This is a genomic window from Flagellimonas eckloniae (genome assembly GCF_001413955.1).
Classification (GTDB): domain Bacteria; phylum Bacteroidota; class Bacteroidia; order Flavobacteriales; family Flavobacteriaceae; genus Flagellimonas; species Flagellimonas eckloniae.
In genome coordinates this window covers 1,950,927-1,962,850 of sequence record NZ_LCTZ01000002.1, presented here as the reverse complement: position 1 = coordinate 1,962,850, position 11,924 = coordinate 1,950,927, and the positions used below count along the sequence as shown (strand labels likewise).

Genomic DNA, 11,924 nt, shown 5'->3' with positions numbered 1-11,924 from the left:
GAAGACAATTTTTTTTTAAAAAGGTTACAACTGGTTTTATAAAAGTGACTTAAAATTTAGACAGAAAAGACAATGGTTACACCGCTACAACCCCTTTTATGTGGGGATGCGGGTTGTAATTTACTAACTCAAAATCATCAAAAGTAAAGTCAAAAATATTCTTCACGGCGGGGTTAAGGTGCATTTTTGGCAAGGGTCGTGGATCGCGGCTGAGTTGTAGTTCAACCTGCTCCATGTGGTTATTATAGATGTGTGCATCACCAAAGGTGTGGATAAAATCCCCGGGCTGATAGCCACAAACTTGGGCCATCATCATGGTAAACAAAGCATAAGATGCAATATTAAATGGTACGCCCAAAAAGATATCAGCACTACGCTGGTACAATTGGCAGGAAAGTTTTCCGTCTGCAACGTAGAACTGAAAAAACGCATGGCAGGGTGGTAAAGCGGCCTTACCTTGGGCCACGTTTTCAGAAAAAGAAACAGAAGTATCTGGTAAAACGCTTGGGTTCCATGCAGAAACCAGCATTCTTCGACTATTGGGATTATTTTTTAAGGATTCAATGACTTCTTTGATTTGATCGATTTCCTCACTGTTCCAGTTACGCCATTGATGTCCATAAACAGGACCTAAATCTCCGTTTTCATCCGCCCATTCATTCCAGATGCGTACTCCATTTTCCTGTAGGTAGCCAATATTGGTATCCCCTTTTAAAAACCAGAGCAGTTCATGCACTATAGATTTTAAATGGAGTTTTTTTGTGGTTACCATTGGAAAGCCTTCGGAAAGGTCAAACCGCATTTGATAGCCAAAAACACTTAAAGTCCCTGTTCCAGTTCGGTCCCCTTTTTGGTTTCCGTGTTCCAATACATGTTTAAGTAAGTCGTGGTATTGTTTCATTCTTTCATCAAATTACCGCTTGTCATTTCGAACGAATATAATGAGGAGAAATCTTCAAAAAAGCATCTCGACTGCGCTCGATGTGACAGAAAAATTAAATCCATACTAAATTACTTCAAGAATAAGATTTATGGCAAGAATATGATTGGACTTATAAAGATTTTATCAACGGATAATAAAATGTAACTACCCAAGAATCATTCCTGCAATGGTAGCTGATAGAAGTGAGGCCAAAGACCCCCCCAATACGGCTTTCATTCCAAATTGGGATAAGGTTTTACGTTGACCCGGTGCTAAAGAACCTATTCCTCCAATTTGAATGCCAATAGAAGCGAAGTTTGCAAAACCACACAACATATAGGTGGCCATAATTACGGATTTATTATACGTAAAGTGAAGATTGCTGGTGACAGATTTAAGTTCTGCCAATTGAATGTACCCTATAAATTCACTTGCGGCCAATTTAATACCCAACAATTGTCCCATAAGCATTACATCTTCATTAGCAACGCCAATTAGCCACATTAAAGGTGCGAAAATGGTACCCAAAACAGCCTCCAAAGAGAAACTATCATAAGGGGAGTTGGCAGCAATCCAATTATTAAATGTAGTAAAATCGCCAACCCATCCTAAGATTCCGTTGATCATAGCAATAAATGCCACGAACACCAATAGCATGGCCCCTACATTCAAAGCCAGCTTTAAACCTTCAGTGGTGCCATTGGCTATAGCATCCAGAATGTTTGCGCCAATTTTTTCCGAGGATACCTGAACTTCGGTATTGATACTTTCGGTCTGAGGGTATAAAATTTTGGAAATAATAATTGCCCCGGGCGCCGCCATCACTGAAGCTGCCAATAAATGTTTTGCAAAAACTAAACGGAGAGCTGGGTCGTCACCACCTAAAAAACCTATATATGCGGCCAATACGGCCCCAGCAACTGTTGCCATGCCGCCTATCATGACCAAAAGGATTTCGGATTTGTTCATTTTTTCCAAATAGGCCTTAATGAGCAAAGGTGCTTCGGTTTGTCCTAAAAAGATATTTCCCGCTATCGAGAGACTTTCTGCACCCGATATCCCTAAAGATTTTGTTAGTAACCAAGCCAATGCCCTTACCACTTTTTGGATGATTCCCATATAAAATAGCACTGAAGTCAAAGCAGAAAAGAAAATAATAGTGGGTAATACTTGAAAGGCAAAGATGAATCCGAAAGTATCCATATCTACGACGAGTCCTTCAAAAAGGAATTGACTTCCTGCCCTTGTAAAATCCAATATACTAACAAAAACCTGTCCTATTTTTTCAAATATATATTGTACAAATGGTACTTTGAGCACACCAACAGCAATTAGGAGTTGAAGTGCAAGGCCAATGCCAACGGTTTTCCAATTGATGGCTTTTCGGTTGGAACTAAAAAGAAACGAAATGAAAATCAGTACAGCCATTCCCAGCACCCCTCTCCATAATGTGGTAAAAGTAAATCCTTGATTGGGTATCAGTTGTGTTGTTTCTTGTGATGGGATATCATCAATTATGGTTGTATCAACCGCAATATTCAGGGAATCTGCTGAAAGTGTGTTTTGTCCATATGAAAAGGCACAAATAAATAATAAAAGTAGTAGGAAACTTTTGGTTTTTGTACCCATGTAAAAGGCTTATTTGCGCTTGGAGATTTCGTCCCGTAGTTTGGCAGCCTTTTCATAGTCTTCATTGGCAACTGCTTTATCCAATTCTTTATAAAGTTCTTCCAGTGTAAGTTCTCTATACCCCTGTGACGAACTTCCCGATTCTATCTCAACGGTTTCCCCTTCTTGAAGAATCTCATCAACTACAATACTGTCATCATCTTCGTTCTCCTCATTTTCTTTTGATGAGAATTTTAAGAAGATACCAGCTTTATCCAAAATGGTCTTGTAGGTAAAAATGGGTGCATCAAAACGTAAAGCCAACGCAATGGCATCACTTGTGCGTGCATCAACAATCTCTTCCACTTTATCCCGCTCACAAATTACGCTGGAGTAGAACACACCATCTACAAGTTTATGGATAATAACCTGCTTGACCACAATAGCAAACCTGTCCGCAAAATTCTTGAACAAATCGTGGGTCAACGGTCTAGGTGGTTTTATTTCTTTTTCTAGGGCAATTGCAATGGATTGTGCTTCAAAAGCACCAATTACAATAGGGAGTTTTCTATCTCCATCAACTTCATTTAAAATAAGGGCATATGCGCCATTTTGCGTCTGGCTATACGATATCCCCTTGATTTTTAATCGTACTAAACTCATATTTATCTTCCTAAAACCAAAAAAGGCTGTTCAAATAGCGGCATAACCAGTTATCTGAACAGCCCCTTGTAATGGGCAAATTAACAAAAATTAAGTGTTTTGGGCTTTAAATTCCTTTAATTTTTCGATGAGTTTAGGAACAACTTCAAAGGCATCACCAACGATTCCGTAATCTGCGGCCTTAAAGAACGGAGCCTCAGGGTCGTTGTTGATTACAACTTTGGTTTTTGATGCACTCACTCCGGCTAAGTGTTGAATAGCACCAGAAATACCTACGGCAATATATAGATTACTGGCTACGGGTTTCCCGGTCTGGCCGACATGCTCTCCATGTGGACGCCATCCTAAATCAGAAACTGGCTTGGAGCAGGCCGTTGCCGCACCCAATACCTCGGCCAATTCTTCAATCATGCCCCAATTTTCAGGTCCTTTGAGGCCTCTGCCACCTGAAACCACTACATCTGCATCAGCAATAGTGGCTTTACCCACAACTTTGTCCACTTCCACGGATTTGGTAGTGAAATCTGAATCGCCAAGTGTTGGGTCAAAATTTTCAATAGTTGTGGTTGCATTGTTTTCATGAACTCCAAAAGCATTGTTTGAAACTCCAATAATCTTGATTTCTGAAGTAATTTCGGTATGTGCAAAACCTTTGTTACTAAAAGCGGTTCTTTTCACTACAAAAGGTGAAATGCTATCTGGTGCAGCAACTACATTTGGTACGTAGCCCGCGTTCAATTTGGCGGTGACAATTGGAGCCAAAAACTTGGTATCTGCACTTGAGCTAACTATAAGGACCTTGGCTCCTTCAGCTTCCGCTGCTTGGGCAAGTATATTTGCATAGGCTTTTGCATTAAAAGTGTCCAATTGGTCATTGGTGACTTTAAGCACTTTTGAAACTCCATAATTTCCAAGAGAAGCATCATCATCTGCGTTTATTGATATTGCTGTAACAGACTCTCCCAGTTCTTGCGCTACTTTATACGCATAGGATGCAGCTTCTTGTGCATTTTTTTTGAACTTTCCTTTGTCCGATTCGGTATATACTACTACTGACATATTTTTTTAGATTCTGATTCTTAGATTACTTTAGCTTCGTTGTGTAACAATTCGACAAGTTCTTCAACATTGCTTGCATCTACTAGTTTAACGGGTCCTTTTGCTGCCGGTTTTTCAAATTTTTGGTCTTGAGTGGGTTTTGGCGCATCAACGGGCTCAACAACGTTCAATGCCTTTTTGCGAGCCATCATAATTCCTCGCATGTTGGGAATTCTTAAGTCACTTTCTTCAACCAATCCTTTTTGACCGCCAATTACCAAGGGCAATGACGTGCTTATTTTTTCTTTTCCTCCATCTATCTCCCTCATCGCCGTTGCATTATTTCCATCAACCTCAAGTCCAATGCAAGTGTTTACAAAGTTCATGTCCAACAGTGTTGCCAAGATTCCGGGTACCATACCTCCATTATAATCTATGGACTCTCTACCCGCAATAACTAAATCATATCCACCATTTTTAACAACTTCGGCCAATTGCCGTGCAACAAAAGAACCATCAGTTGGTTCAGCATTGATTCGTATAGCTTCGTCAGCACCAATGGCTAGTGCTTTTCGGATTGTAGGTTCAGTTTGGGCACCGCCCACTGTCACAACATGTACTGCTGCTCCTTGTTTTTCTTTGAACCACATGGCACGGGTCAATCCAAACTCATCATTGGGATTAATTACAAATTGTACTCCGTTTGTATCAAACTTAGTATCCCCTTCAGTAAAATTAATTTTTGAAGTGGTATCCGGTACATTGCTAATGCAAACTAAAATCTTCATATACTCTTTAGGTTTAACGCTTCAAAGATAGCTATAAAAATCCTAAATTTATTATGCATGCATAATAAATTTTGTTTCTTTTTTTACTTTTTACCCCTTACTTGTTCTTATAGATTTTCCTATTTTTGCTTGCATTTTTAAGCGTATAAACTAATATTCTAGTATTACTTAATGAAAACACTACAGTTTAGAGAGGCTATCCAACAGGCGATGTCCGAGGAGATGCGAAACGATGATACCATATATTTAATGGGTGAAGAGGTTGCCGAGTATAATGGTGCCTACAAAGCCTCCAAAGGTATGCTGGACGAGTTTGGACCGGAACGTGTAATTGATACCCCTATATCTGAGTTGGGCTTTTCTGGTATTGGTGTTGGTTCTGCAATGATTGGCAATAGACCTATTATTGAGTTTATGACCTTTAACTTTGCCTTGGTTGGCATAGATCAGATTATAAACAATGCTGCCAAGATAAGACAGATGTCCGCAGGCCAGTTTCCTTGCCCTATTGTATTTAGGGGACCTACTGCTTCGGCAGGACAATTGGCCGCAACCCACTCACAGGCTTTTGAAAGTTGGTATGCCAATTGCCCAGGATTAAAGGTGGTAGTGCCATCGAATCCTGCTGATGCGAAAGGATTATTAAAATCTGCCATCCGTGACAATGACCCTGTTATTTTTATGGAGTCTGAACAGATGTATGGAGATAAGGGAGAAGTGCCTGAGGGAGAATACACAATTCCAATTGGTGTTGCTGAGATAAAAAGAGAGGGAAAGGATGTTACCATTGTTTCTTTTGGAAAAATCATCAAAGAAGCCTATAAGGCTGCCGATGAACTGGAAAAAGAAGGCGTAAGTTGTGAAATCATTGATTTGCGCACGGTTCGCCCAATGGACTATGAAGCAATATTAAGTTCAGTAAAGAAAACCAATAGATTGGTGATTTTGGAGGAAGCATGGCCTTTTGGGAATGTTTCTACAGAAATTATTTATCATGTTCAAGATAAGGCATTCGATTATTTGGATGCACCTGTGGTAAAAATAAACACCGCAGATACACCGGCACCGTATTCACCGGTATTGTTGGCAGAATGGTTGCCAAATCATACCGATGTTATCAAAGCTGTTAAGAAAGTGTTATATAAATAACTTGCTTAAGTTTGTAAGGTATATTAGCCTCGTCAACCAAAGTTGATGAGGCTTTTTTTAAGGAATAGTTTTTGATAAGAAATTACATTAAAACAAAATTGACCAGGCATATGTGAAATCCATTAGTTGGATTGTTCGGTATGCAATACTATCAAAACATGAAAAGACTCCTTGTTTTTTTACTTTTTCTTTCTTTTTATTCTGTTTTCTCCCAAACCAAGGTTGGCGGTATCATTTTAGATGAATTTGGTGACCCTATAGCTTTTGCGAACATCATTTTTGAAAATTCTTCCGAAGGAACCATTACAAATGACAATGGTCGTTTCTATTTGGAATCAGACAACACATACAAAACAATCATAGTTTCTTTTATAGGCTATGAAACCGAGGAAATACAGCTACAGCAAAAAGTAAACTACAATATGGAGATAACCTTGTCGGAATCTACCGAGCAACTGAAAGAGGTTGTGGTGTATACCGGTAAACAATCTAAAAAGGACAATCCAGCAATTGATATTCTAAAGAAAATCTGGGCCAAGAAACGTGAGAATGGCGTTCGGAAGTTCAAACAATACCAATATGATAAATACGAAAAGATAGAATTTGACCTTAATACTATTGACAGTGCCCTAATAAAAAGCAAATTATTCAAAGGATTGGAGTTTGTATTTCAGGATTTGGATACATCAAGAATAACAGGTAAAACCTATTTGCCCATTTTTTTAAACGAGAGCTTTTCAAGAATTTACGGAGATAATATCATAAATGAGGAAAAAGAGGATGTTTTAGGTAACAAAAATGCTGGTTTTAGTGGAAATCAGTCAATTACTGCCTTTGTAGAAGATTTGTACTCAGACTATAATATCTATGATAATTACTTGAAATTCTTTGACAAGAGTTTTACCAGCCCGTTGGCAAAGACCGGTGTGGACACCTATAATTATGTGCTGTCTGATAGTACTTTTATTGACAATAAATGGTGCTACAATATTATTTATTACCCCAGAAGAACCAATGAGTTGACGTTTAAGGGTGATTTTTGGGTTAGCGACACTACTTACGCCATTAAGAAAATCAATCTTCAGGTAACCAAAAGTGCAAACATCAACTGGGTAAAGGAAATTTATATAGAACAGGACTTTGATGTGGTAAACGATTCGGTCTTTTTACTTACCCGGGATTATATGCTGAGTGATTTCAGTTTTTCGAAAAAAGAAAAATCTAGAGGAGTTTATGGCAAGCGAACAACTGTCTATGATAACTATGAGTTCGATACCAATCGTCCGGAAGAATTCTATAAGGCAGAATCGGACCCCTATGACCCGAGGGTGTTCAAGAGAGATAGTACCTTTTGGAAAAATGCACGTTTGGAAAGACTCAATGAAGACGAATCCGGAATATTTAAACTATTGGACACCCTAAAAACGGTTCCAAAGTTCAGAACTTACTATGATGTTGTGAGCATTTTGGGTTCTGGCTATGTTGAGATTGATAAATGGAATATTGATATTGGAAATATTTACAGTGTATTTGGTTTTAATGATGCTGAAGGAACGCGGGTTAGATTGGGTGCCCGAACGTATTTTGGACAGAACGATACATGGCGATTGGAAGGATACATGGCCTATGGGTTTACAGATAAAAAAGCCAAACATGGTTTTTCGGCCAAATTTTTGTTGGATAGAAAGACTAGATTAATAGTGTCTGGGGGAAATCGTAGGGATGTTGAACAACTTGGCATAAGCCTCACAAGCACCAATGATGTATTGGGTAGGAGTATTGCTTCATCCTCCTTGGTTACAGTTGGTGCCAATGATCGTCTTACGAATATTAATCTTTCAACCCTTAATTTTGAGATGGAACCTGCCAAGAATTTTAGGATAAGGTTTGGAAGTTCTTTGCGCACATTAAGTTCAGCTCTACCAAATGCATTCAGTCTGGATTATATTGATGATGATTCATCCACCGGAATTTCATCCGAAGTAAAGCAATTTGATATCAATACTACATTTGTATATACTCCAGGAAAAAGAACTATAGGTTATGGTGTAGAACGTGTAGATATAAATGATGACCATAGCACGATTCTCTTTAATTATACTAAAGGAATACGTGGGTTTTTGGAAAGTGATTTTGATTATGAACGCATACAATTTTCATATAGGCAACCTTGGCAAATTGGTGGTTTTGGAAGATTGACCAGTAGTATAGAATTAGGGAAGACCTTTGGAGAAGTACCCTTGAGTCTGTTAAGCGTAGTGCCCGGAAATCAAACACTCTTTACATTATATAACACATTTCCCAATTTAGATTTTTATGAGTTTGTAACCGATACGTATGCTACAGTTCATTTAGAGCATAATTTTAATGGTCGTTTGTTTTCGAGAATTCCTTTGTTGCGGAAGATGAATCTTAGGGAAATTGTTGGCCTTAGGGGCGCATGGGGACAACTTTCAGATGAAAATATAGCCTTAAACTCACCATCAAACATTCCATTAATAGCTCCGGATAAGCAGATTTATTGGGAGTATTCCTTCGGAATAGGAAATATTTTTAAAATCTTTAGAATTGACTTCAATTTTAGAGGGAATTATCTTGATAATCCAAATGCACGTCCTTTTGGAGTCACTGGTACCTTCGGATTTAATTTTTAATTTACATAAAGAAAGCAATTTCTTTATTCTAGTACCGTTTCACTAGTTATTTTTGCAAAACAAAAACCTTATAATGTCCGAAAAAGAACAAGTAACCTTTGATGTGCTTATAGAAATCCCAAAAGGGAGTAGAAACAAATACGAATACGATTTCACTCTTCATAAAATCCGATTTGATAGAACATTGTTTTCCTCAATGATGTATCCGGGTGATTATGGTTTTGTTCCAGAGACCCTTGCATTGGATAAAGATCCATTGGATGTTTTGGTTTTGGGTACAGAGCCCACTTATCCAATGGTAGTGATGGAGGTAAAACCCATTGGCGTTTTTCATATGACCGATGAAAAGGGACCAGATGAGAAAATAATTTGCGTTCCTGTAAGTGACCCTGTTTGGAATAAGAAGGAAGATATCAGTGATATAAACCCACACCGTAAGAAAGAAATCGAACATTTTTTTAAAGTTTATAAAGATTTAGAAGAAAAGAAGGTAGATACTGGTGGTTGGGGAGATGTTAAGGAGGCTGTTGAAATCTATCACCAATGTGTTAAGCGATACGATGAAAGCGAACACAAGAAGAAGCGCACTTTTACAATTTAAACGAATTTAGCAGCGAAAAAATGCCCTTTTGACAATCAAAAGGGCATTTTTTTTATTAGTCGGTATTTTACTACTTTTGCTGCCATTCAAAAAGTATAAATAACTGAACAACTATGGAATTAATCGTAAAGTTTTTGCCCGCATTTGGTGTTTTGGCACTCTTATATGTTTTTATTAAAAGCGGATGGGTTTCCAAACAAGAAGTAGGTGATGCTAAAATGGCAAGGATTGCCAAAAACATTGCCGATGGGGCAATGTCTTTCTTAAAAGCAGAATATAAAATTTTAAGCATTTTTGTGATTGCAGTTGCGGTTTTGCTATACCTAAAAGGTAGCAACGAGGCTGGATCCAACGGAATGGTAGCAGTTTCCTTTATAGTTGGAGCTATTTGCTCAGCCTTAGCAGGTTTTATTGGTATGAAGGTCGCTACAAAAGCTAACGTAAGAACTACACAGGCAGCTAAAACATCTTTGGGAAAAGCTTTGGAAGTTGCTTTTGCTGGAGGGGCCGTAATGGGCTTGGGTGTTGTTGGTCTTGGTGTTTTGGGACTGAGCGGATTGTTTTTAATTTATCAAAGTATTTGGCCTGGGGCTGATAATCTCGGTTTAGTATTGAATGTATTATCAGGATTCTCACTAGGAGCATCGTCAATAGCACTTTTTGCCCGTGTTGGCGGTGGGATTTATACAAAAGCTGCCGATGTGGGAGCTGACCTTGTAGGTAAAGTTGAAGCAGGTATTCCTGAAGATCATCCATTAAATCCAGCTACAATTGCAGATAACGTTGGGGACAATGTTGGAGATGTTGCAGGTATGGGAGCGGATTTATTCGAATCTTATGTTGGTTCCATAATAGGGACAATGGTATTGGGAGCATTTATTATCACTCCAGATTTTGCAGGTTTAGGCGCGGTTTACCTTCCATTGGTATTAGCTGCTGTAGGTATCATAATGTCAATTATAGGTACCTTCTTTGTAAGGGTAAAGGATGGTGGTAATCCACAGACAGCTTTAAATATTGGTGAGTTTGGATCGGCAGGTTTAATGGTAGTCGCTTCTTATTTCATCATTAATGCCTTGATTCCTGAGACGGTCGATGGATTGCCTTTTGGAGCTATGGGTATTTTTTGGGCAACCTTAGCTGGCCTCATTGCTGGTTTAGGAGTTGGTAAGATTACAGAGTATTATACGGGTACAGGTACAAAACCGGTAAATTCTATTGTAAAACAATCGGAAACTGGTGCAGCTACAAATATTATTTCAGGTTTAGGTGTTGGTATGATGTCAACAATGATTCCTATTCTTTTGATCGCTGCTGCGATTTTGGTTTCACACCATTTTGCAGGTCTTTATGGTATCGCAATCGCTGCTGTTGGTATGCTGGCAAATACAGGTATCCAGTTAGCAGTTGATGCGTACGGTCCAATTTCTGATAATGCAGGTGGTATTGCTGAAATGGCAGAACTAGATCCTGAAGTTCGTGAGCGTACCGATAAATTAGATGCGGTTGGGAATACAACAGCAGCTATTGGTAAAGGATTTGCAATAGCTTCTGCTGCCTTAACAGCCTTGGCTTTATTTTCTGCCTTTATGAAAGTTGCAAATGTTACTTCTATTGATGTTTCTAAACCAACTGTAATGGCGGGACTCCTTGTAGGTGCAATGTTGCCTTTTGTATTCTCTGCACTTTCTATGAATGCAGTAGGTAGAGCTGCAATGGCGATGATTGAAGAGGTTCGTCGTCAATTTAGGGATATTCCGCAGTTGAAAGCGGCCCTAGAAGTAATGAGAGCTGTTGATTCAGATATGTCTAAAGCGACCCCTGATCAGCGTGCCACTTTTGATGCTGCCGATGGTTATGCTGAATATGATAAATGTGTTGATATTTCAACAAAAGCCTCAATAAAAGAAATGGTATTGCCGGGTCTTTTGGCGATAGCAGTTCCTGTGGCAGTAGGATTTATTGGCGGAGCGGAAATGTTAGGTGGTCTATTGGCCGGTGTTACTTCAGCTGGGGTTTTAATGGCAATTTTCCAATCCAACGCAGGTGGTGCTTGGGACAATGCTAAAAAAATGATAGAGTCTGATGGTCGAAAAGGAACAGATGCCCATAAAGCTGCTGTTGTTGGTGATACTGTTGGTGATCCATTTAAAGATACTTCTGGACCTTCATTGAACATCTTGCTGAAATTAATGTCAGTTGTTGCATTGGTTATTGCTCCAAGTATTGCAATTAGCGCAGATAAAATGATGGCATATAACGAAACCAAAATTGCTACCGAAGTTGTTGAAAGGCAAATGGAGAAGCAAATTCGTGTTGAAATGAGCAATACCGCTGATGGACTATTTAAGGCAGTGGTAACATCAACAAATGAAGTTGCCGGAGAAGTAAAAGAAGAAATAAAAGAGTTTACCGGAGCTACTAAGGAAGAAGTTAAGGCTCAGGTTGAGAAATATTCAAGCTCAATTAAAATTGAGTAGTTGATTAAACTTTAAATAAAA

9 protein-coding genes are annotated in these 11,924 nt (G+C 38.8%); 4 read left to right on the top strand and 5 right to left on the bottom strand.

The features are described 5' to 3' along the window. Window positions 1–76 precede the first annotated feature (76 nt). From AAY42_RS08355 to AAY42_RS08335, 5 genes are all read right to left on the bottom strand, one after another. On the bottom strand, window positions 77–901 hold the full coding sequence (locus AAY42_RS08355) for a thymidylate synthase (protein ID WP_055394155.1): 825 nt from the start codon (window positions 899–901) through the stop codon (window positions 77–79). Window positions 902–1,087: 186 nt separating this feature from the next. Further along, window positions 1,088–2,551, bottom strand: a complete 1,464-nt coding sequence (locus tag AAY42_RS08350) for a NupC/NupG family nucleoside CNT transporter (protein ID WP_055394153.1) — start codon at window positions 2,549–2,551, stop codon at window positions 1,088–1,090. A 9-nt stretch (window positions 2,552–2,560) separates the two neighbouring features. Continuing rightward, a complete protein-coding gene (locus tag AAY42_RS08345) occupies window positions 2,561–3,193 on the bottom strand; it encodes a bifunctional nuclease family protein (protein ID WP_055394151.1) in 633 nt (210 codons plus the stop codon). A 90-nt stretch (window positions 3,194–3,283) separates the two neighbouring features. Next, window positions 3,284–4,252, bottom strand: a complete 969-nt coding sequence (locus AAY42_RS08340; RefSeq protein WP_055394149.1) for an electron transfer flavoprotein subunit alpha/FixB family protein — start codon at window positions 4,250–4,252, stop codon at window positions 3,284–3,286. 20 nt (window positions 4,253–4,272) lie between these two features. Next, entirely contained in the window at window positions 4,273–5,019 is a 747-nt protein-coding gene (locus AAY42_RS08335) for an electron transfer flavoprotein subunit beta/FixA family protein (RefSeq protein ID WP_055394147.1), read from the bottom strand. Window positions 5,020–5,190: 171 nt separating this feature from the next. Between AAY42_RS08335 and AAY42_RS08330 the strand changes: the two genes are divergently transcribed. The 4 genes from AAY42_RS08330 to AAY42_RS08315 all read left to right on the top strand — a co-directional run bounded on the left by AAY42_RS08330 (window position 5,191) and on the right by AAY42_RS08315 (window position 11,903). Then, complete coding sequence (locus tag AAY42_RS08330; RefSeq protein ID WP_055394144.1) at window positions 5,191–6,168, top strand: pyruvate dehydrogenase complex E1 component subunit beta; 978 nt, start codon at window positions 5,191–5,193, stop codon at window positions 6,166–6,168. A gap of 158 nt (window positions 6,169–6,326) precedes the next feature. Beyond that, on the top strand, window positions 6,327–8,822 hold the full coding sequence (locus AAY42_RS08325; RefSeq protein ID WP_055394141.1) for a DUF5686 and carboxypeptidase-like regulatory domain-containing protein: 2,496 nt from the start codon (window positions 6,327–6,329) through the stop codon (window positions 8,820–8,822). A gap of 73 nt (window positions 8,823–8,895) precedes the next feature. Continuing rightward, entirely contained in the window at window positions 8,896–9,423 is a 528-nt protein-coding gene (locus AAY42_RS08320; protein ID WP_055394139.1) for an inorganic diphosphatase, read from the top strand. Window positions 9,424–9,536: 113 nt separating this feature from the next. Then, on the top strand, window positions 9,537–11,903 hold the full coding sequence (locus tag AAY42_RS08315; RefSeq protein ID WP_055394136.1) for a sodium-translocating pyrophosphatase: 2,367 nt from the start codon (window positions 9,537–9,539) through the stop codon (window positions 11,901–11,903). The last annotated feature ends 21 nt before the right edge of the window (window positions 11,904–11,924 follow it).